The 22,014-nt window shown below is 73.3% G+C and carries 15 protein-coding genes; 8 read left to right on the top strand and 7 right to left on the bottom strand.

Translation table 11 applies throughout. The annotated features are described in order from the left end of the window. Window positions 1-96 precede the first annotated feature (96 nt). On the bottom strand, window positions 97-861 hold the full coding sequence (locus AB0I42_RS27685) for an SDR family oxidoreductase (protein ID WP_357541624.1): 765 nt from the start codon (window positions 859-861) through the stop codon (window positions 97-99). Between the two features lie 93 nt (window positions 862-954). Here AB0I42_RS27685 and AB0I42_RS27690 point away from each other — a divergent pair, with 93 nt between their 5' ends. Beyond that, on the top strand, window positions 955-1,437 hold the full coding sequence (locus AB0I42_RS27690; RefSeq protein WP_357541759.1) for an Rrf2 family transcriptional regulator: 483 nt from the start codon (window positions 955-957) through the stop codon (window positions 1,435-1,437). A gap of 255 nt (window positions 1,438-1,692) precedes the next feature. After that, the gene (locus AB0I42_RS27695) at window positions 1,693-3,075 is read left to right on the top strand and encodes a M23 family metallopeptidase (RefSeq protein WP_357541626.1); all 1,383 of its coding nucleotides are present in this window, start codon (window positions 1,693-1,695) and stop codon (window positions 3,073-3,075) included. 76 nt (window positions 3,076-3,151) lie between these two features. Here the strand turns inward: AB0I42_RS27695 and AB0I42_RS27700 are convergent, their stop codons facing one another. The 3 genes from AB0I42_RS27700 to AB0I42_RS27710 all read right to left on the bottom strand — a co-directional run bounded on the left by AB0I42_RS27700 (window position 3,152) and on the right by AB0I42_RS27710 (window position 8,476). Continuing rightward, window positions 3,152-4,210 carry a LacI family DNA-binding transcriptional regulator gene (locus tag AB0I42_RS27700; protein WP_357541628.1) on the bottom strand — a complete coding sequence of 353 codons (1,059 nt, stop codon included), beginning with the start codon at window positions 4,208-4,210 and terminating at the stop codon, window positions 3,152-3,154. Then, complete coding sequence (locus tag AB0I42_RS27705; RefSeq protein ID WP_357541630.1) at window positions 4,207-7,131, bottom strand: glycoside hydrolase family 3 C-terminal domain-containing protein; 2,925 nt, start codon at window positions 7,129-7,131, stop codon at window positions 4,207-4,209. Before AB0I42_RS27705 ends, AB0I42_RS27700 begins: the two co-directional genes overlap by 4 nt. A 130-nt stretch (window positions 7,132-7,261) precedes the next feature. Beyond that, window positions 7,262-8,476: an ROK family transcriptional regulator gene (locus tag AB0I42_RS27710; protein ID WP_357541632.1), complete on the bottom strand. Its 1,215-nt coding sequence runs from the start codon at window positions 8,474-8,476 to the stop codon at window positions 7,262-7,264. 208 nt (window positions 8,477-8,684) lie between these two features. Between AB0I42_RS27710 and AB0I42_RS27715 the strand changes: the two genes are divergently transcribed. Genes AB0I42_RS27715 through AB0I42_RS27725 form a run of 3 tightly spaced genes read left to right on the top strand, consistent with a single transcriptional unit; the run spans window position 8,685 to window position 12,357 of the window. Next, complete coding sequence (locus AB0I42_RS27715) at window positions 8,685-10,358, top strand: extracellular solute-binding protein (RefSeq protein WP_357541634.1); 1,674 nt, start codon at window positions 8,685-8,687, stop codon at window positions 10,356-10,358. Beyond that, window positions 10,355-11,419, top strand: a complete 1,065-nt coding sequence (locus tag AB0I42_RS27720; protein WP_357541636.1) for an ABC transporter permease subunit — start codon at window positions 10,355-10,357, stop codon at window positions 11,417-11,419. Before AB0I42_RS27715 ends, AB0I42_RS27720 begins: the two co-directional genes overlap by 4 nt. Continuing rightward, window positions 11,416-12,357 (top strand): carbohydrate ABC transporter permease, encoded by a 942-nt coding sequence (locus AB0I42_RS27725; protein ID WP_357541638.1) that lies wholly within the window; start codon window positions 11,416-11,418, stop codon window positions 12,355-12,357. Before AB0I42_RS27720 ends, AB0I42_RS27725 begins: the two co-directional genes overlap by 4 nt. A 72-nt stretch (window positions 12,358-12,429) precedes the next feature. Here the strand turns inward: AB0I42_RS27725 and AB0I42_RS27730 are convergent, their stop codons facing one another. Both AB0I42_RS27730 and AB0I42_RS27735 read right to left on the bottom strand, forming a co-directional pair. Then, on the bottom strand, window positions 12,430-14,778 hold the full coding sequence (locus tag AB0I42_RS27730; protein ID WP_357541640.1) for a TIM-barrel domain-containing protein: 2,349 nt from the start codon (window positions 14,776-14,778) through the stop codon (window positions 12,430-12,432). 58 nt (window positions 14,779-14,836) lie between these two features. Then, window positions 14,837-17,131 carry a glycoside hydrolase N-terminal domain-containing protein gene (locus AB0I42_RS27735; protein WP_357541642.1) on the bottom strand — a complete coding sequence of 765 codons (2,295 nt, stop codon included), beginning with the start codon at window positions 17,129-17,131 and terminating at the stop codon, window positions 14,837-14,839. 51 nt (window positions 17,132-17,182) lie between these two features. Here AB0I42_RS27735 and AB0I42_RS27740 point away from each other — a divergent pair, with 51 nt between their 5' ends. Continuing rightward, complete coding sequence (locus AB0I42_RS27740) at window positions 17,183-19,150, top strand: beta-galactosidase (protein WP_357541644.1); 1,968 nt, start codon at window positions 17,183-17,185, stop codon at window positions 19,148-19,150. Between the two features lie 13 nt (window positions 19,151-19,163). On the opposite strand, the gene AB0I42_RS27745 is transcribed toward AB0I42_RS27740, so the two are convergent. After that, window positions 19,164-19,832, bottom strand: a complete 669-nt coding sequence (locus AB0I42_RS27745; protein WP_357541646.1) for a TetR/AcrR family transcriptional regulator — start codon at window positions 19,830-19,832, stop codon at window positions 19,164-19,166. A 166-nt stretch (window positions 19,833-19,998) separates the two neighbouring features. Here AB0I42_RS27745 and AB0I42_RS27750 point away from each other — a divergent pair, with 166 nt between their 5' ends. After that, window positions 19,999-20,643, top strand: coding sequence for a LysE family translocator (locus AB0I42_RS27750; protein WP_357541648.1), 645 nt, complete (start codon window positions 19,999-20,001; stop codon window positions 20,641-20,643). Between the two features lie 129 nt (window positions 20,644-20,772). Continuing rightward, a complete protein-coding gene (locus tag AB0I42_RS27755) occupies window positions 20,773-22,005 on the top strand; it encodes a low temperature requirement protein A (RefSeq protein ID WP_357541650.1) in 1,233 nt (410 codons plus the stop codon). Window positions 22,006-22,014: the final 9 nt, after the last annotated feature.

Here is a 22,014-nt window from a genome sequence, read left to right on the forward strand (position 1 = left end):
GGTGCTCGCCACCGACGGCGGGGCCGTACCGTACCGGGCGCGGGTCAGCCGTCGGGGCGCCGCTTGCGGCGCTCGTTGAAGTCACGGGACCGCCGGTCAGCGGGTCGGTGCCGACGCCTCGAGCCAGTCCGCGTAACGGGTCCGGCCGAGCAGGGCGCCGTCTCCGGCGGTGAGCGATCCGTCGTCGAGGCGGGTGCCGAAGTAGTGGGCCTCGGGGTCGGTGGTCACCTGGGCCGCGTCCCCTTCGAGCCGCCCGGCGAGCAGGAGCCGGCGGACGAGTTCGTCGAGTCCCACCCGGTCCGGGCCGGCCACCTCGACGGTGCCGCCGACCGGCGGGCCGACCGTGGCGTCGGCGAGGGCGTCGACCACGTCGTCGGCCGCCACGGGCTGGAGCAGGGCCGGGGACAGGCGGAAGGTGTCCCCGTCGGCGCCGGCCCGGGCGATGCTGGGGATGAACTCGAAGAACTGCGTCGCGCGGACGATCGTGTACGGCACCGGTCCGCCCTTGACCAGTTCCTCCTGGGCGACCTTGGCCCGCAGGTAGCCGCTGTCGGGCAGCCGGTCGGCGCCGACGATGGACAGTGCGACGTGGTGGCCGACTCCGGCGGCGACCTCGGCGGCGAGGAGGTTGCCGGTGGAGGCGCGGAAGAACTCCAGCACCGCGGTGTCCTCGAAGGACGGCGAGTTCGTCACGTCGACGACGACCCGGGCGCCGGCCAGCACCTCGGGCAGTCCCTTGCCCGTGACGCTGTCGACGCCGGAGGCGGGCGACGCCGGAACGGCCTCGTGGCCGCGTTCGCGGAGCGTGTCGACGAGCTTGCCGCCGATGAGCCCGCTGCCGCCGATGACCACGATCTTCATGGCTGACCCCTCTCGTACCTAACTCGGACATCTGATATCCGAGATGCTACTCGGACACCTGCTGTCCGAGTCAAGTAGGGTGGGGGTGTGAAGATGTCCGGTGGCGTCGAGTGGGCGCTGCACTGCTGCGTCGTACTGACCGCGGCGCAGCGGCCCGTGCCCGCCGCCCGGCTGGCCGAGCTGCACGACGTCTCGGCCAGCTACCTGGCCAAGCAGTTGCAGAGCCTGTCCCGCGCCGACCTGGTGCGCTCCGTCCAGGGCCACGCCGGCGGCTACGTGCTCACCCGGCCGGCGGAGCAGATCACGGTGCTCGACGTCGTCGAGGCCGTCGACGGCGCCAAGCCGGCGTTCGTGTGCACCGAGATCCGGCAGCGTGGCCCGCTGGCCACCCCGGCCGAGGCGTGCACGACACCGTGCGCGATCTCCCGCGCGATGGCCACGGCCGATGCCGCCTGGCGTGCCTCGCTGCGGGCGGTGACGATCGCCGACCTCGCCCGGAGCGTCACCGACGACTTCGGCCCCGGGACCCTCGCCGGGGTGGGCGCCTGGCTGTCCGCGCCGGACGACCCGGCCTGAGTTCGGGTGTCCCGCGCGGCCGTCGTCGCCGGTGCGGATCCCGGGGCAGGTTGGTGTCGGGGTCCACAGCGAATTCGGCGTGACCACAGCGAATTCGCTGTGGGGCAAAACAGCGATACCCCGTCCCTACGGCGGCCGGCGGCCGGCGGGTGGCCCTTCAGACCCGGCACACCGGACGTCCCAAAGACCGGACGGCGACAGTAACATCAACATCCATCTCTGGCCCTGTCGCTCCGTCCGAAGGAACACCCCTCCATGACGAGCAAGCCCGCCCGTACCCTCGCCGCCGCGTTCCTGGCCCTCGCCACCGCCGCCACGTCGGCGCTCGCCGCCGTGGCCGCCACCGCGGTCGTCGCCACCCCGGCCCACGCCGCCGGCCCGCAACCCCACTTCCAGCTCCCGTTCCCCTGCGGTGAGACCTGGCGGCTGGCCACCTACTACGGCCACGACGACTACGACATCGACATGACCTTCACCGGGGCCGGCAGCAGTGGCCGGCCGATCCTCGCCTCGTACGGCGGCACGGTCACCTTCGCCGGCTGGGGCAGCAGCGCCGGCTGGCACGTCGTGATCGACCACGGCGGCGGCTGGCAGACCCGCTACATGCACATGATCGAGCGGCCGCCGGTCGCCGCCGGCCAGTGGGTGGCGACCGGCCAGGGGATCGGCCGGGTCGGCAGCACCGGCAACTCGACCGGCCCGCACCTGCACTACGAGCAGATCCGCGACGGGGTCCGCAGCGAGGCGTGGTTCAACGGGGTCCCCTCCGGCATCACCTCCGACGGCAGCCCGCACACCGGGCCGCTGTACGTCTCCGGCCCCGTCTCGGCACCCCGCAACGTCACCAGCAACAACTGCGGCACCACGGCCCGCCAGGTCTGGGAGGCGGCCAGCAACGCCGGATGGCGGGCCCTGCCGGTCAGCGGCAGCGCCGGCTCGGTCACCGGGTCGGCGACCGCCGCCATCACCCTCGGCGGCACCAAGCTGATCTACACCGTCAACAACGGCAACGTCTACGAGGCGGCCAGCAACACCGGCTGGCGCAACCTGTGGACCGGGATCTCCGGCGTCAGCGGCAACGCCCTGGCCGCGATCACGGTCGACGGCGTCAAGTACGTCTACACCGTCGCCGGCGGAAACGTCTACGAGGCGTCCAGCGCCAACGGCTGGCGCAACCTGTGGACCGGGATCTCCGGCGTCAGCGGCAACGCGCTCGCCGCGATCAACGTGAACGGCGTCAAGTACGTCTACACCGTCGCCGGCGGGACGGTGCACGAGGCGTCCAGCGCGAACGGCTGGCGCAACCTGAACTCCGGGATCTCCGGCGTGAGCGCGAGCGCGCTGGCGGCCTTGAACGTGGGTGGGGTGAAGCACGTCTACACGGTCGTCGGCGGGATGGTGCACGGGGCGGCGAGCAACAACGGCTGGCGCAACCTCAACTCCGGGATCGGCGGGGTGAGCGGGAGCGCGCTGGCGGCGCTGAACGTGGGTGGGGTCAAGCACGTCTACACGGTCGTCGGCGGGATGGTGCACGAGGCGGCGAGCAACAACGGCTGGCGCAACCTCAACTCCGGCGTCGGCGGCTCGGCCGTCTCCGCGACCACCCTCGACGGGGTGAAGATCCTCTACACGATCTGACCGTGCCCGCCCGGCCGGCCCGGCACCGGGCCGGCCACGGCACGGCTCCAGGGCCGGCCACAGCCGGCGAGACCGGCTACGCGGGAAGGTCCGCGGCGGCGGTGCTGGACCGGGCGGTCAGCGCCGGGGCGAGCAGCGTCGCGTCCGGTACGGCCGTGCCGGCGAGCTTGCGCATGAGCAGCGACACCGCGTTGCGGCCCACCTCCTCGGCCGGGATCGGCACCGACGCCAGAGCCGGGCGGGTGCGTTCGGCGACCTGGTCGGGGCAGATCGCGACCACCGACACGTCGCGGGGGACCCGCCGGTCGAGCATCGGCAGGACCGCCATCACGTGGTCGACCGCCGCCTCGTTGTGCACCACGATCCCGGTCAGTGCCGGGTCGTCGCCGAACAGGTCGACGAGCGCCTCCCGTACGGCGGGGTAGTGCTCCTCGCACGGTCGGGCCACGGCCGCGACGCCGTGGGCGGCGGCGGTCTCCAGGAAGCCGGCCCGGGTGCGGTGGGCGAAGCCGGTGTCGCGTTCGTAGACGACGCCGGGGGCGCCGAGCAGGGCGAGCCGGCGGTGGCCCAGCCGCACCAGGTGCTCGACGCATAGCGCGCCGGCCCGGTGGAAGTCGAGGTCGACGCAGGTGAGGCCGCGCGCGTCGGCGGGGAAGCCGATCAGGACGCTGGGCCGGCCCAGTTCGCGCAGCACCGGGACCCGGGGGTCGGTCATCTCCACGTCCATCACGATGACGCCGTCGACCATCGCGCTGGCGGCGATGCGGCGCAGCCCGGCCGGCCCCTCGTCGGCGGTCATCAGCAGCACGTCGTGATCGAACTCGCGGGCGCCGGTGACCACCGCGGTCACCAGTTGCATCAGCACCGGCAGGTGCATGCCGGTGCGCAGCGGCAGCACCAGCGCGATCACGTTGGCCCGCCGGCTGGCCAGCGCCCGGGCCCCGGCGTTCGGGTGGTAGCCGAGCGCGCTGATGCTGCTCAGCACCCGTTCCCGGGTAGTGGCGGAGATGGCCCGCTTGCCGGACAGGACGTAGGAGACGGTGCTGACGGCGACCCCGGCGTGCCGGGCCACATCGGTGATGGTGACCAGGTCGGCGGGTTTGGGTGCCGTGGCGGCGGGATCTGACGAGGTCACTGTGCGCCCGTACCCTTTCCGGCCGGATCCGGGGCGCCCCCGGCGAACGCCAACGTGCTCACCGTAGCGCCCGGCGAGCCGAGGGTGAGGTAGAGGTCGTGGACACCGGCCGCCCCGGTCAGCGCGGCGGTGACCTCGGTCCAGCTGTGCCGGGTGCCGGTGGCGGGCACCTCGAACACCGCGGCGACGGGGCCGGACAGCGGGTCGCGCAGGCGCAGTTCGACGCGGGCACCGCCGGCGGGGGCGGCGGCCCGCAGGGTGGCGGACCGGACCCCGGCCCCGATCTCGACGTCTTCGAAGGCCAGCCAGGCACCGGCGCGTACGGCGGTGGCCGCGTCGCCGTGCTCCGGCCCCTCGTCGGTGAGCACCGTCGCGTACTCGCCGTCCCGGCCGGCCGCCCGTACCGGCGCCGCCGCCGGGTCGCGGGGCGTGACGACGTCGCCGTGCACGGTCAGCGTGGCCGTCGCGGTGAGGTCGACGCAGGAGCGGCCGACGGCCACCGTGTGCCGGGCCGACTCGACGACCGGCCGCCCCGACGACACGTCGAAGAAGGCGAGGTCGGCGGCGCGCAGCGGCAGGCTGACGGTCACCCGCTCGCCGGGGGCGAGCCGGACCCGGCGGAAGCCGCGCAGTTGACGCAGCGGCTGCTTCACCCGGGACCGCCGCTGCCGGGTGTAGAACTGCACGACCTCCTCGCCGGGGCGGTCGCCGACGTTGACGACGTCGACGCTGATCTCGACCTGCCCGTCGGCGTCGACCGTGTCGGTGCTCAGTCGCAGGTCGCGGTGCGCGAACCGGGTGTAGCCGAGGCCGTGCCCGAACGGGTAGAGCGGCGTGCCGCGGAAGTAGAGGTAGGTCGCGTCCGAGCCGATGATGTCGTAGTCGAGCAGGTCGGGCAGGTCGGCGTCGGAGCGGTACCAGGTCTGCGGGAGGCGACCGGTCGGTTCGACCGGCTCCCCGTCCGGGGTGCCGCCGAGCAGCACGTCGGCCAGCGCCGACCCGTACTCCTGGCCGCCGTGCGCGGTCCACAGCACGGCCGGCAGGTGGTCGTGCGCCCAGCCGACCGCGTACGGGTAGCTGCTGGTCAACACGAGCACGGTGCGCGGGTTGGCGGCGTGGACCGCGCGCAGCAGCGCCTCCTGCGTCGGCGGGAGGGCGAGGTCGGCGCGGTCCTCGGTCTCCCGGCCGCCGACCATCGGGTGGTTGCCGAGCACGACCACGGCCACGTCGGCGGCGCGGGCGGCCGCGGCGGCCGCCTCGATCCCGTCGGTGACCAGGTCGACGACGAACGCGGTGGCCTCTTCCGGGGTCGCCGCGTCGACCCGCAGCGTACCGTCGTCACCGGCGCGCACGTAGCGGTCGTCGGCCACGTGGCGCAGCAGCGTGCCGGTGCCGCACCGGACCGGTTCGAACGTCTCGCGCACGATCCACTCACCGGGGCCGGGCCGGTCGTCGACCAGCGCACCGGTCTCGTCGGCGCGTACGTAACGGCCGCTGTCGACGGCCCGCAGCGTCACCGTGCCGGCACCCCAGTCGACCACGTCGAACTCGGTGCCGGTGGTGCCGTCGCCGACCCGCAGCGGCTCACCGGCCGGCCCGGCCTGCACCGGTCCGGCGGTCGTCGACAGCGTGATCCGGTCGACGCCCTCGGCGAACCGTACGGCGTCGGCGCCGAGCCGGTCGGCGAGCCCGGCGCGGGCGGTGACCGCGTACGGCAGGGTGCCGCTGTACCAGTCGGCCAGGACGGTGTCGCCGAGCGGGCCCAGTACCGCGACCGTCTGCTGTGGACGCAGCGGGAGCAGCCCGTCGGGGTTCTTCAGCAGTACGGTGCCCCGGCGGGCCGACTCGCGGGCGAGCCGCTGGTGGTCGGTGCAGTTGACGACGTCGGCGGTGGTGGCGGCGTACGGGTTGCCGGCCGGCGGGTCGAACTCGCCGAGCCGCATCCGGACCGCCAGGATGTGCCGGACGGCGGTGTCGACGTCGGCCTCGTCGATCAGCCCGCGCTCCAGCGCCTCGGTGATCCGCTCGACGGTCGGACCGCTGCGGTCGTCGTCCTCGGTGAAGCAGTCGATGCCGGCCCGCAGGGCGGCGCCGAAGCCGGTGACGTGGTCGGGGTGGTATTTCTGGCTGGCGGCGATGTTGGTGACGGCGCCGGCGTCGCCGACGACGAGGATGTCGTCGGCCGTCCAGGTGCGCAGTTCACCGGCGATCAGCGGGCTGAGGTGGGCGGGCCGGCCGTTGACCAGGTTGTAGGAGGCCATCACGGCGACCGCCGCCCCGGCCGCGATCGGGGCCCGGAACGCGGGCAGTTCGTACTCGTGCAGCACCCGCGGCGGCAGGTCGCTGGAGGTGCGGTCGCGGTCGGTCTCGTTGTTGTAGCCGAGGAAGTGCTTCAGGGTCGGGGCGGTACGCAGGTAGACGGGGTGGTCGCCGCGCAGCCCGGCCGCGTAGGCGGTGCCGAGCAGTCCGGTCAGCCACGGGTCCTCGGCGTATCCCTCCTCGTTGCGGCCCCAGCGCGGGTCGCGCAGCGGGTTCACGACCGGGGCCCAGACGTTGAGGCCGACGGCGTCGGGGTCCTTGTGGTGGAAGGCGCGCACCTCCTCGCCGACCGCCGCGCCGACCCGGCGTACGAGGTCGGGGTCCCAGCTCGCGCCCAGGCCGACGGCCTGCGGGAAGGCGGTGGCCGGGCCGAGCCAGGCGACGCCGTGCAGGGCCTCGGTGCCGGTGCGGAACCCGCCGACACCGAGCCGGGGGACGGGGGCCTGGTTCTGGTGCAGCAGGGCGATCTTCTCGGCACCGCTCAGCCGGGAGAGCAGGTCGGCCACCCGGTCCGGCGTCGGCAGGTCGGGGTCTCGGAAGGTGCCGGGTGCCGTGTCGTCCATGGTGGTGCTCTCCTCGGCCTGCGATCCCACGTCGAACATTCGAAGCGCTTCGACAATGATCCGGAAAGTGCTCCGCCGAACACGCGGTTACACACGTGTTTCGAACGGAGCACTCTGAGGCTGACACCGGGCGTCGGCCCAGTCAAGAGAACCGGGACGAATCCCGATGTCAGGGAACGGCGGGCAGGTGCCCGGCCTCCACCCGGTCGAGCGCCCGGGCCGCGCCACCCACCGCGGCGGCGCCCGCGCCCAGGGTGGACACCGCGACCCGGCACGCGTCCGGGGTGGACACCCGGGCCCGCACCTCGGCCTCGGCGGCGGGCAGCAGCCACGGCGCGAGCGGCACGAACGACCCGCCGAGCAGCACCACCCGCGGGTCGAGGAGGTCGGCCAGGGTGGCGACGGCGTGGCCGAGCCGGCGGCCCGCCTCGGCGAGCGCCCCGGTCACGGTCGCGTCGCCGGCCCCGGCCAGCGCGACGATCCGCTCGATCTCCGGGGCGTAGTCGACGACCGGGCCGTCCGCCCCGGTGTCCGGCAGCGCCCGGCGGACCAGGGCCGGCAGCCCGACGTACGCGTCCAGGCAGCCGCGCCGGCCGCAGCCACACTCCGGGCCGGCCGGGTCGAGTTGCAGGTGGCCGATCTGCCCGGCCCGGCCGTGCCCGCCGCGCAGCGGCCGGCCGTCGACGATGATCCCGGCGCCGACGCCGACGCCGCCGAGCAGGTGGACCAGGTCGGGGATATCGGCGTAGCCGCCGTCGCGCTGCTCGGCCAGGGCGGCCAGGTTGGCGTCGTTGTCCACCGCCACGTCGTACGCGGGGCGGCGCAGTGCCTTGACGAGCTGGGCCCGCAGGTCCAGTTCGGGCCAGCCGACGTGGGGCGCGAAACGGACCGTGTCGTCGGCGGCCACCAGCCCGGGTACGGCGACGGTGAGACCGAGGATCTGCCGCCCCTGCCCGGTCACCTTCCCGACGACCCGACCGGCCAGCGCCGCGACGGCGGCCACCGCCTTGCCGGGCGGTCCGGTCAGGGGAGAGGCGCGCCGCCAGGACAGCAGCCGCTCGCCGGCCAGGTCGATGGCGACCGCGGTCATGTGGTCGGCGGCGACCTCGATGCCGACGGCGGCGTACGGCCGGCTCTCCAGGGTCAGCATCGTCGCCGGCCGGCCGATGCGGTTGGCCACCAGGCCGGTCTCGCGCAGCAGCCGGCGGTCGAGCAGGTCGGTGACGAGGCTCGACACCGTCGCCTTGTTCAGCCCGGTCGACGCGGCGATGTCCGCGCGGGAACAGGGTGCGTGTGCACGTACATAACGCAGGACGACGGTGAGGTTCGTCGTCCGTACGTCGGTCAAGTCGGCCGCCTGTGCGGCGCCCCGCGTCCCGATCACGTCAGCTCCGCCTTCCGCCCCGGCCCGGTCGGGGCACGTCCACTATGCCGCACCCGCACCTCCGGCAGGAAACCTCTCCCGCGGACGTCCGGGCCACGGCATGCTCACTTGTGAGCCTCTTGACCGTCGACTATTTTGTTTGGCTACCAGCCAAACAAAGTCTAGCGGGAGTTCCTGCCCCGTCGACCCGTTTCGAGAGGAGCGCGCCGTGACGACACCCACGGGCGCCGCAACCAACCGCCGGACCTTCCTGAGCCTGCTCGGCCTGGGCGCCGCGGCCGTCGCGGGCGGCGGACTGCTCGCCGGCTGCAGTGAGAAGTCCGCCGGCGGCGGCGCCACCCAGAACCTCGACCGGCTCGCCGGCGTGCTGCCCGAGCAGCGGGCCCTCACCCTCGACATCCCCAAGCCCGACATCGTGGGCACCCGGCCCGTCCCGGACGGCTACTCCCGGTTCCCGGCCAACCTCTTCGACGCCATCACCGACAAGCCGGGCACCAGCGGGCAGCAGATCAGCGCGATGATGCCGGCCTGGGGACCGGCCCCGCCCAGCGGCGCCAACAACGCCTACCTGACCGCGGTCAACGCCGAGCTCGGCACCCCGATCGACTTCAGCGTGCAGGACGGCAACACGTACGCCGAGAAGCTCGGCGCCATCCTCGGCGCCCGGGACGTGCCCGAGCTGCTCTGCGTGCCCGGCTGGGAAATCAACAAGCTGCCCCGGTTCGCCGACGCCGTCGGCGCCCTCTTCGAGGACCTGACCCCCTACCTGCAGGGCGGTGCGGTCGGGGCGTACCCGATGCTGGCCACGTTCCCCACCGGCGCCTGGCGCCACGCGTGCTGGAACGAGCGGCTGATGGCGATCCCCAACCCGACCGACGGGCCGTTCCCGTGGATGCTCTTCCAGCGCCGGGACCTGCTCACCCAGCTCGGCCTGGCGGCGCCGAAGACCATCGACGAACTCTTCGAGATCGGCAAGCAGGTCACCGATCCCGCCAAGGGCGTGTGGGCGTTCGACGACATCTTCCCGATCGTGCAGATGTTGCACAAGGCGCCCGGCAGCAAGGAGGGCTGGCGGCTGAAGTCCGACGGCACCCCGGAGTTCAAGTACGAGACCGCCGAGTACAGGCAGGCCGTCGAGTTCATGGCCAAGGTCTACCAGGCCGGCCTGGTCCACCCCGACATCGTCGCCAGCAAGGGTGCCGACGCCAAGCAGCTGCTGCAGAGCGGCAAGATCCTGTTCAAGCAGGACGGCACCGGCATGTGGCAGCCGATGCAGGCCGAGCAGCAGAAGGTCACCCCCGGCTTCGACATCCAGCCGGTTCCGCTGTTCTCCGCCACCGGCGGCGACCCGCTCGCCTGGGGCAACGACGAGCCGATCTCCTACACCTTCATCAAGAAGGGACTCGGCAAGGACCGCGTCGAGGAGTTGTTGCGGGTGATCAACTGGTGCTCCGCGCCGTTCGGCACCAAGGAGTTCGACCTGCGCGAGTACGGCGTCGAGGGCGTCCACCACACCCGCACCACCGACGGGCCGTCGAAGACCGAACTCGGCTTCAAGGAGATCCAGAACCAGTACTTCTTCGTCAGTGGCCGCAGCCCGGTCATCCAGCCGACCCCGCAGACCCCGAACTTCGTACAGGACCTGCTGACCTACTCGAACACCACGGTGCGCCACCTGGAGAAGGACCCCTGGGAGGGCCTGAAGTTCGAGATGCCGGCGAAGTACAAGGCCGCGGCCGTACCCACCGAGGACAAGATCACCGACATCGTCCGGGGCCGCCGGCCGATCAGCGACCTCGACGCGGTCGTCAGCGAATGGCGGGCCGGCGGCGGTGACGAGGCCCGCGAGATGCTCGGTACGGCGCTGTCCGACGGCAAGTGAGCAACGACCAGGTCAGCCGGACGCCGGCGGCGGTGGTACCGCCGCCGGCCACCCGGCCGGCCGCCGAACCCGGCACCCCGCCGGCCGACGTCGCGCCGGCCGGCCGTAAGCGGTCGTCCCGCCGCCAGCCCCGGCTGCCGCTGCGGGCCCGGCTGCGGCGCGACTGGCCGCTGCTGGTCATGGTCGCCCCCGGCGCGCTGCTGCTGCTGGTCTTCCACTACCTGCCGGTCCTCGGCAACGTCGTCGCCTTCCAGGACTACAACCCCTACCTCGGTGACAGCTCCCTGGAGGCGCTGTTCCAAAGCCCGTTCATCGGGCTGGAGAACTTCGACGCGCTCTTCTCCGACCCGGCGTTCTGGGACGCGCTCTGGAACACCCTGACCATCACCGCGTTCCAGCTGGTGTTCTTCTTCCCGCTGCCGATCGCGCTGGCGATCGTGCTGCACAGCATCCTGTCCACCCGGCTGCGCATGTTCGTGCAGACCGTGGTCTACCTGCCGCACTTCTTCAGCTGGGTGCTGGTCGTGACGTTCTTCGTCCAGATGCTCGGCGGCGCCGGCCTGCTCGCGCAGGAACTGCGCGAGGCCGGGCTCACCCCGCCGGAGATCATGACCAACCCGGACACGTTCATCGTGCTGGTCACCGCCGAGGTGGTCTGGAAGGACGTGGGCTGGGGCACCATCGTGTTCCTCGCCGCACTGTCCACCATCGACCCCAACCTCTACGAGGCGTCCGCGGTCGACGGCGCCGGGCGCTGGCGCCGGCTGTGGCACATCACCCTGCCCGGCCTGCGGCCGGTCATCGTCCTGCTGCTGATCCTGCGGCTCGGCGACGCGCTCTCGGTCGGCTTCGAGCAGTTCATGCTGCAACGCGACGCGGTCGGCCGGCAGGCGGCCGAGGTCCTCGACACGTTCGTCTACCACCACTCGATCATCACCGGCGACTACGGCTTCGGCGCCGCCGCCGGCCTCTTCAAGGCCGTGGTCGGGCTGATCCTGATCCTGGCCGCCAACAAGTTCGCCCACGCGCTCGGCGAACGGGGGGTGTACTCCAAACAATGACCGCCACGCTGCCGACCGCGCCCCCGTCCACCCGGCCGCCACGCCGCCGCCGCAACGCCCGCCCCGCCTGGGAGGAGAAGCCCGGCGTCGTCGGGCAGACCGCCAAGGGCGGCGTCCTCGCCGTCGTGGTCCTCGCCGTCCTCGTCCCGATGTGGGTCGTCCTGGTCACCAGCGTCTCCTCGCAGGAGACCATCAACGCCGCCGGCGGCCTGGTCGTGGTGCCCCGCGAGATCGACCTGTCGGCCTACCGGACGATCTTCTCCGGCGGGCAGATCAGCCAGGCGCTGTGGATCAGCACGCTGGTCACCGGCGCCGGCACCGCGGTCAGCCTGGTGGTGACCGTGCTCGCCGCGTACGGGCTGTCCCGGCCCGGCACGGTCGGGCACCGCGGGCTGCTCTTCTACTTCCTGCTGACGTTCCTGGTCTACCCGGGGCTGGTGCCGAGCTACCTCGTCGTCACCGGCATCGGGCTCAAGGACAGCCTCTGGGCGCTGATCCTGCCGACCGCCCTGAACGTCTTCAACTTCGTCGTCATGCGGGCGTTCTTCCAGAACATCCCCGGTGAACTGCTCGACAGCGCCCGGGTCGACGGGGCAGGGGAGTTCCGCATCCTGTGGCGGATCGTGCTGCCGCTGTCGAAGGCGGTGATCGCGGTCGTCGGCCTGTTCTACGCCGTCGGGTACTGGAACGTCTGGTTCAACGCGCTGCTCTACATCGACGACAACGAGAAGTTCCCGATCCAGCGGGTGCTGCAGAGCTTCATCCTGGCCGGGCAGACGCCGCAGACCTCCGGCGCCACGGTCGGCGTCAGCATGCCGCCGACCCTGGCCATCAAGATGGCCGTGGTGGTGGTGACGGTCGCGCCGATCGCCCTGGTCTACCCGTTCGTGCAGCGGCACTTCACCCGCGGCGTCATCATCGGCGCGATCAAGGGCTGAGCGGGTACGGACGGCGGTACCGGACCGGCCGCGTGGCCCGCGAATCGGTGATCGCGGGCCACGCGGCTCTGCTCAGTGCGGCTCCGCCACCAGGGTGCCGTCGGTGACGGAGAGCCGCGCCGCGACGCCGTCGACCACCACCCGCTCGGGCGCCGTCGCGCCGCTCACCGCCGGCAGCGCGATCCGGCGTACCCGCGCCGGGCCGTCGACCGTCAGAGTCAGGGTGTCGCCGTCGCGGATCGCGGTCACCGTCGTGTCGCCGTCGATGTCGCTGATCACCGTACGGCTGTCCACACCGCCCCAGCTCACCACGGTGATGTCGGTGAACGGGCCGTCCGGGATCGTCTCGGCGACGGCGACGGTCGGCACCAGGGCGCCGTACCGGACGAACAGCGGGATGCGGTCGAGTTCGGCGCGGATCCGGTGGTGCCGGCCGCCGGTGACCACCTCACCGGTGTCGAAGTCGATCCAGTCGCCGGCCGGTAGGTAGACGAACCGCTCGGGCTCCAGGGTGACGATCGGGGCGACCAGCAGGTCCGGGCCGAGCAGGTATTCCAGCTCGGCGGTCCAGGCCGCCGGGTCGTCCGGCGCGTCGACCAGCAGCGCCCGCATCATCGGCGCCCCGGTGCGGGCCGAGGTGACCGCCGCCGAGTACAGGTACGGCAGCAGCCGGTAGCGCAGCTTCAGCGCCTCGACGGCCAGCGTGGCGGCGTGGGCGGGGAAGTTCCACGGCAGCCGGCTGGTGGTGCCGTGGAAGCGGACCAGCGGCGACAGCGCCGCGAACTGCGCCCAGCGCACGTAGAGGTCGTCGGTCGGCGTGCCGGTGAAACCGCCCGCGTCGTGCGACCAGAACGGCACCCCGGACAGGCCGTGCGACAGCCCGCCGCGCAGCGTGCTCGCCATCGCCGGGTACGTGGCGCTGGTGTCGCCGCCCCACTGGGCAGAGTGCCGCTGCCCGCCCAGGTACGACGACCGGGCCCAGACCATGCCGTGCCCGGCGACCTCGCGGGTGACCTGCGCGGCGGCGTCGTTGAACAGCAGGGTGTAGACGTTGTGCAGTTCGGTGCCGGTCATCCCGTTGGCGGCGACCGCGTCGGCCGGCACCCCCTCGGCGAAGTCGGTCTTGAAGACCGCGACGCCCTGTTCGAGCAGCGGCCGCAGCAGCCCCTGGTACCAGGCGGTCGCCTCGGGGTTGGTGAAGTCGACGATGCCGCAGGCCGGGTACGACCCGTGCCACACGTCGGCGACGTACGTCGAACCGTCCGGTCGCCGCAACAGGTAGCCGGCCGCCTCGGCGGTGGCGAACAGCGGGCTGAGGTGGCTCAGGTACGAGTTGATCCACAGGCAGACCCGGAAGCCCATCCCGGCCAGTTCGGCGAGCATGGCGTCCGGGTCCGGGAACGCCTGCCGGTCCCAGGCCAGGTCGGACCAGTGGCCGTCGGTCTGCCAGTAGCAGTCCAGGTGCAGCACGTCGCACGGGATGCCGTCGGCGCGCAGCCGCCGGGCCCGCTCCAGCGCCGCCTGCTGGCTGTCGGCGAAGAACCCCGACGACATCCAGGTGCCGAACGCCCACTTCGGCGGCAGCAGCGGCCGGCTGGTCAGCCCGTCGTAGCGGTCCAGGACCTCCGCCGGGGTCGGGCCGGCGATGACGTAGTAGTCGAGCAGGTCGTCCGGTACGAGGATCTGCACGCAACTGTGCGTCGACTGGCAGATGTCGAACTCCACCGGCATCCCGCTGTCGACCAGGATGCCGTAGCCGCGGTTGGACAGGTAGAGCGGGACGTTCTTGTAGGCCCGGTCGGACTCGGTGCCGAAGGCGTCGAAGTTCCACATCAGGGCGCGTTGGCCACGCTTGTCCAGCGGGGTGAACTTCTCGCCGAGCCCGACGAACCGTTCGTCGGCCTGGGCGGTGAAGCTCTCGTGGTACGCCACGACGGCCCCGCCGGAAAGCGACCGGCCGAACGGCAGGGTACGCAGCCGTCCGCTGATGTCGCGCTCGCCGCCGTTCTGCTCGACGAGCGGCCGACCGGTCCGGTCGAGGAACCGCAGCCGCCACGGGTCGAGGGTCACCTCGGCGACGACCCCGCCGGCGTCGACCAGGATGCGGCCGTCGACACCGCGTACGTCGGCGGCGTAGCTGCCCGGGGTGACCAGGGTCGCGACGCGGGCGGAGCGGGAGCGGGCCTGCGGGTCGTCGCTGAGGCGGACCCGGACGACGCCCTCGCCGGCGGCGTCGAGCCGGACCAGCAGGGTGCCGCCGTCGGAGGTGGTGGCCTTGACCACCGCTCCGGTGGCGTCGAGCGACACCACCTCCGCGCGGGCCACGGCGGAGAGTCCCTGCTCGCCGGGCGGCCGTACCGGCAACTCGGGCGGGTCGGCCACGAAGACCTCGTGGGGGACCAGGGGCGGGCGGTACGGCATGCGTGCTCCTCAGTTGTTGCAGCGGCTCTAGCTGCACATAGTTTTTCTTGAAGCACAACTAAGTGTCAACGGCGCGTAAGGGCACCGATACTCCCGCCGGCAACGTGAGGTCCATCGCTGGCGCGCCGTCGAACCTCCCTCCAGGTGGCGCTGGCGCGCCGTCGAACCTCCCTCCAGGTGGCGCTGGCGCGCCGCCGAACCTCATTCCCGGCGGCGCGCCGACGACCAGCCGCGCCCCGCCCGCCGACCACAGCACCGCCTCGACCGTGCCGGGCGCCCAGCGCAACTCCCGTACGGTCACCGCGCCCCGCACGGCCAGCCCGGTCACCCGCCCGCGCGGCCAGGCGGCGGGCAGCGCCGGCAGCAGGTCGAGCCGCCCGTGCGCGCCGCGTACCAGCATCGCCGCGACGACCGCCGGCAGCCCACCGGCGATGTCCACGTTGAACAACGCGTCCCGGTTGTGGGTCGGCACCAGGCTCGGCCGCCAGTAGAGCCGGGCCATCCGCTCCACGCACGCGTACGCCTCGTCGGCCAGGCCGAGGGCGGCGGCGGCCAGGCCGAGCTGGGTGAGCCCGTACGCCATCTCGTCGGAGTCCGCGCCCGCCCACCAGTCCAGCCGGCGGCGGACGGCCTCCACCGCGCCGGCCCGCACCACCGGATCGCCGGTGATCGCCGGGTCGGGTTCGTACCACAGTGGCCAGAGGTGCGAGGCGTGCCGGTGCGCCGGCCGGTCGGTGAGATCCGGATGGCACCACTCGGCGAGCGCGCCGTCGGCGACCCGGTACGGCGGCAGCGCGGCGAGCAGCTCCCCCCAGCGTGGCGCGTCCGGGTCGTCGACGCCCAGCTCGGCGGCGACCGCGAGCAGGTTGGTCAGCAGGTCGCGGGCCACCGCCACGTCCATCGTCGCGTCGACGCACGCCTGCGAGCCGGTGCTGGCCGGGGCGTTCTCCGGCGAGTACGACGGCGTGAACCGCGCCGTGCCGTCGCGTATCTGCACGAAGTCGAGGTGGAACCGGGCCGTCTCGCGCAGGAACGGCCACGCCCGGCGGGCCAGGAAGTCCCGGTCGCCGGTGTAGCGCCAGTGGTCGACGTACAGCCGGGCCAGCCAGGCCGCCCCGGCGGTCCAGAACGTCTGGCACCACACCGGCCCGAAGTGGTTCTGCCGGCCGTGCGTCGACAGGTGCACCGGGGTGAGCAGGCCATCGGCGCCGTACAGTCGCCGGGCGTTGCGGCGCAGGTCGTCGCGGACCGCGTCGAGCAGGTCGAACAGCGGCAGCATCAGTTCCGGGGTGCCGGTGGGCAGCAGCGCGGCGACCGCCGCCGGCAGGTTCCCGTCGAGGGTGTACCCGCTGGACCACGCCGGTGTCCAGGTGCCGCTCCAGACCCCCTGGAGGGTGGGCGGCAGCGTGCCGCTGCTGCTGACGATCAGGTAGCGGCCGGCGTCGAACAGCCGCTCGACCAGGGCCGGCCCGACCGGGGCGGTGAGCAGGTCCTCGGTCGGCGCGGCCCGGTCGGCCGGGTCGGCGGCCAGGTCCAGGCACACCCGGCCCATCAACTCGCCGTGCTCGGCGGCGTGCGCGGCCAGCAGCGCGTCGAAGTCGGCCGCCGGGTCGGGGGCCGGGTCGGGGTCGCCGGGCAGCAGCGTACGGACGACGAGCACGGCGTCGGACCGCAGCACCGGTCCGTCGACGTCGGCGCCGGACACCCGGCAGCGGACCCGGTAGCCGGTCAGCGCGCCGGGCCAGGTGGCGTGCGGGAAGCGGGCGGACAGTTCCAGCCCGTCGACGGTGGTCTCGACCGGGCGCGGCGGGAAGCCGTCCACCGGGGCCAGCGTCACCAGGCCGGCGAAGCCGCCGGTCGCCGACAGCCGCACCACGACCGCGTCCGCCGGCCGGGACACGAACACCTCCACCCGTACGTCGCCGGCGGCGTCGCGCCACTCCTGGGTGACCAGGCCGGTCGCGGTGTCGACCGTACGCCGGTGGTCCCGCGCCGGGCCGGGGCGGTGCGTCGTCACGGTCAGCGTCGCGGCACCGACCAGGGGGTCGATCCAGACCGTCTCGGCGTAGGCCGGCTCGTCGTCGGCGGCGAGCCGGCACACCCGCGCGGCGGCCTCGGCATAGTGGCCGGTGTCGAGCAGGTCGCGCAGCCGGGGCAGGATCCGGGCGGTGTCCGGCGGGTCGAGCGGCGGGTGCAGCGGCAGGAACAGCCGCTCGTGGGAGACGGTCAGCCGCAGACCGCTCTCCGGCCGGCCCCAGCACAGGGCGCCCTGCCGGCCGTTGCCGGTGGCCATCGCGTGTTCCCAGGTGTCGGCCGGCGCCCGCGACGCCGATCCGTTGACAGGTGCCCGCACCGGCTCTACTTTGGCTGGATTCCAAACAAACCACAACGGTGCGGGAGCGCGATGTTCTTCGGGGGCGACTACAACCCCGAGCAGTGGCCGGAAGACGTGTGGGCACAGGACGTCGCGCTGATGCGCCGGGCCCGCGTCACCATGGTCACCGTCGGGGTCTTCTCCTGGTCCCGGCTGGAGCCGGCACCCGGCCGCTACGACTTCGGCTGGCTCGACCGGGTCCTCGACCGGCTCGCCGACGGCGGGATCCGGGTCGCCCTGGCCACCCCGACCGCCTCGCCGCCGCCCTGGTTCAGCCTCGCCCACCCCGAGGCGCTGCCGGTCGACGCCGCCGGCACCCGGCTCAGCCACGGCAGCCGCGACACCTACTGCGCCAGCGCGCCGGCGTACCGGTCCGCCGCCCGGGGCATCGCCGCCGCGCTCGCCGGCCGCTACCGCGACCACCCCGCGCTCGCCCTGTGGCACGTGCACAACGAATACGCCGCCACCTGCCACTGCGACCTCACCGCCGAGGCGTTCCGCCGCTGGCTGCGGCACCGCTACGGCGACCTCGACACGCTCAACGACGCGTGGACCACCGCCTTCTGGAGCCAGCACTACACCGACTGGGCGCAGATCCGGCCGCCCCGCGCCACCCAGTACCTGCCGAACCCCACCCACGTGCTCGACTTCCGCCGGTTCACCTCCGATGAGTTGCTCGCCGCGTACGTCGAACAGCGCGACCTGCTGCGCGCCGCGACCCCCGGCGTGCCGGTCACCACCAACTACGTGCTCGGCGGGTGGGTGCCGGTCGACCACGCCCGGTGGGCGGCCGAGGTCGACCTCGTCGCCATCGACCACTATCCGGCCGACGCCGGCCCCGCCGCCGAGGAGGAGGCGGCGTTCGCCGCCGACCTGGCCCGCGGCTGGGCCCGCCGGAGCCCGGGACGGCCGGACTGGCTGCTGATGGAGACCGCGCCGAACCTCATCTACACCGGCGACCGGATGCACACCAAGGAGCCCGGCCGGATGGCCCGCCACAGCCTCGCCGCCGTCGCCCGCGGCTCGCGTGGCGCGATGTTCTTCCAGTGGCGGGCCCCGCGCGGCGGCGCCGAACTCTTCCACTCCGCGCTGGTCCCGCACGCCGGCCCGGACAGCCGGGTCTACCGCGAGGCGGTCGGGCTCGGCGGGCAGCTCGACCGGATCGCCGAGGTCGCCGCCGGCGCCGTCGAGGCCCGGGTGGCCGTGGTGTTCGACGAGCCGTCCGCCTGGGCGCTACAGGCCCAGGGGCTGCCGTCGACCCGGCTCGACCACCTCGACGACGCGCGGCGGGCACACCGCGCACTGTGGCGCCGGGGCATCACCACCGACGTCGTGGGGGCACTCGACGACCTCTCCGGCTACGCCGTCGTGGTGCTGCCCGGCCACTACCTGATGGCCGACCGGCAGGCCGCCGCGCTGCGGTCCTTCGTCGAGGCGGGCGGGCACCTCGTCGTGACGTACCTCAGTGGAGTCGCCGACGAGCACGCCCGGGTCCGCACCGGCGGCTACCCGGGTGCGCTGCGCGACCTGCTCGGCGTACGGGTCGAGGAGTTCCACCCGCTGGCCCCGGACACCTCGGTGCGGCTGTCCGACGGCACGACCGGCGACCTGTGGAGCGAGAGCGTGCACACCACCGGGGCGCAGGTCGTCGCCTCCTACACCGGCGGAGTCCTGGCCGGCCGTCCGGCCGTCACCCGGCGCCCCGTCGGCGCGGGCGTGGCCTGGTACGTCTCCACCCGCCTCGCCGCGGATGCGTACGCCGACCTGCTGGGCGCGGTGGCGGCCGAGGCCGGCGTCGAACCCGTACGGCCCGACCTGCCGCCCGGGGTGGAGGCGGTGACCCGCCGTGCCGGTGACCGCTCGTGGCTTTTCGTGCTCAACCACACCGCGACCGCGCACGAGGTGGCCGCGACCGGCGTCGACATGCTGACCGGCGGCACCGTCGACGGCACCGTACGGGTGCCGGCCGGCGGCGCGGTCGTGGTGCGTGCCGGCTGACCCGGCGGCGGGCTCAGGCGTGCGCCTCGTGCAGCCCGTGCGCGGACGACGGGCTGGCCTGCCCGAGGCTTTGGGCGAGCAGGGCGTCGTAGTCGACGGCGATCCCGCGCAACAGCGTCTCGACGGCGTCCTCGATGTCCGTGCCCGTCAACGGTGCGTGGCCGAAGAGGGTCCGGTAGTGCACCAGCGACGCCAGCAGGTCGACGGCCAGGTCGAGGCTGAGGTCGGGGCGCAGGTCGCCGCGGGCGACGGCGGCGCGCAGCGTCTGCCGTACGGCCTGCCGCGGCGGTTCGAACAGGGTGGCCATGAAGGCGTCCCGCAGGTCGTCGTGCCCGGCGCAGTCGGCCAGCAGCGGCGCGAGGAGGTTGGGGCGCAGCCGCTGGAACGCGTCGACGAAGAGGCTGATCGACTCGTGCAGGTCGCAGAGCGTGCACTCGGTGTCGACCGGCTCGATCCCGCCGAGCTGGCGGGCGAGCGCGGCGAGGACCAGCTCCTGCTGCGACGACCAGCGCCGGTAGAGCGCGGGTTTCGTCGTGCCGGCCCGGGCGGCGACCTCGCCCATGGTCAGGTGCTTGTAGCCGACCTCGCCGAGCAGGGCCGTGGTCGAGTCGAGGATGGCGGCGTCGATGTGGGTGTCGCGGGGGCGCCCGGTGCGGGCCCGGGCACCGGATCGGTCGGCCATGGCCGAACCTTACCAGCGCCATTACATTGCGGCCCGTAATGCAAGGGGAGCGGGGCCGCGGCCGGACGGCGCCGGCGGTACTGTCTGCCTGGACGGCCGCGCTCCGCGCGGGTCCGAAAACGGGGGACGGCCGCGCTCCGCGCGGGTCCGGGAGGGGGGACGGGCCGTGGTGTCGTGGGCCGCCGTGCTGGGAATGGCGCTGGTCGCCCTGGGGATGGTGCTCACCCCGGGGCCGAACATGATCTATCTCGTCTCGCGGAGCATCAGCCAGGGCCGCCGGGCCGGACTGATCTCGCTGGGCGGCACCATCGTCGGCTTCGTCGTCTACATGACGATGGCCAACCTCGGCCTCGCCGCGGTCTTCGTCCTCGTGCCCTGGCTCTACACCGGCCTCAAGGTGGCCGGCGCGGCCTACCTGCTCTACCTGGCCTGGAAGGCACTGCGGCCGGGCGGGGCCTCCATGTTCGAGACCCGGGAGCTGGCCGGTGACTCGCCCGCGAAGCTGTTCCGGATGGGGCTGCTGACCAACCTGCTCAACCCCAAGGCCGCCATCATGTACATGGCGCTCATCCCGCAGTTCATCGACCCGGCCGCGGGCAACGTGATGCTGCAGGGGTTCCTGCTCGGGAGTGTGCAGATCACGGTCAGCCTGGTCGTCAACGCCATGTTCGTGATCGTCGCCGGGAGCATCGCGGCCTTCCTCGCCACCCGCCCCTCCTGGAACAAGTTCCAGCGGTGGGTGACCGGCACCCTGCTCGGTGCGATCGGCGTGAAACTCGCCATCGACGCGCCGGCCCGCGCGAGCGCCTAGCCACCGTCCCCGCCCCCGCCCCCGGAAACGCTGCGCGCGGTCCGGCCCTCCTGCCAGACTCGGGCGGTGAGCGCAGCGCCGACCCTCCGCCGGTCACGGTGGCTCCTGCCGGTGGCTCCGGGCTCACGGGTGACCAGGCTCGAACTCTTCTACGACCTCATCTTCGTCTTCGCCTTCCTGAACGTGACGGGCCTGGTCTCGCGGAACCTCGACCCGTTCGGCCTGCTGGCCGGGGCCGTCGTGCTCGCGCTGCTGTGGTGGTGCTGGACGGGCTTCGTGGCGCTCGGCAACGCCGTACGCGCCGACCACGGCATCCTGCCGCTGATCGGGTTCGCCACCATGGCCGCCGTCTTCGTGCTGGCGCTGTCCATGCCACAGGCGTTCGTCGACCGCCCCGATGACCTGTCCGGCCCGGCGGTGTTCGCCGCCTGCTACCTGGCCGTACGGGCCCTGACGGTCGGCTCGCTCTGGTACGTGTTTAGCGCGACCGACCAGCCGCGCCGGCGGCTGTGGCTGCTGACCCTGCCGGCCGTCGTGGCGGCCGGGCTGATCGGGCTCGCCGCGTTCACCCCGCTGTGGCTCGACGACGACCAACTCGCGGCCCGGGTCCGGCTCGGGCTGTGGCTGACCGCCCTGGCCGTGGAGTACGGCGCCGGCATCCTGCTGCCGTACACCCAGTGGTCGGTCGTCTCCGCCGGGCACTTCGCGGAGCGGCACGGGTTGATCGTGCTCATCGCGCTCGGCGAGTCGGTGCTGGGCCTGGGGATCGGCCCGGGCCGGTTCGCCGAGCTGACCCTGACCGTGCCGGTGATCATCGCCGGCGTGCTGGGCATCGGCCTGATCTCCGCCCTGTGGTGGCTGCAGTTCGACACCCTCGCACTGGGGATCGAGCAGGCCCTGCACGGCACCCGGGACCGGGTCCGCATCCCGCTCGCCCGCGACGTCTACACCTACCTGCACCTGGCGATCATCATCGGGATCATGTTCACGGCCCTCGGGCTCAAGGTCGTCCTCGAGGTGGTCGCCGCGCCGGGGAACCACCGGTCCAGCGGTGCGGTCGGCACCCTCTACGGCGGGGTGGTCCTCTTCCTGCTGGCCGGCGTCGCCGCCACGCTGCGCACGTTTCGCCGGGTGCGACGCTCGACCCTCGTCGCGGTGGCGCTGATCGCCGGGCTCGCCGTGGCGGCCGTACGGATGCCGGTCCTCGTCGCGCTCGGGCTGCTCGTCGCGGCGTGCGTGGCCCTGGCGCTGGTACAGCGGCTGACCGGGGTGACCGAGCGGACCCGGATCCGGGAGCTGGCGCTGCACGAGGAGGAGGCGTCGGAGGCCGAGATCAGCCGGTGGCGCGGCGGCCACCTCTAGGACGGGTTT

Source organism: Polymorphospora sp. NPDC050346, assembly GCF_040655695.1.
GTDB classification, from domain to species: domain Bacteria; phylum Actinomycetota; class Actinomycetes; order Mycobacteriales; family Micromonosporaceae; genus Polymorphospora; species Polymorphospora lycopeni.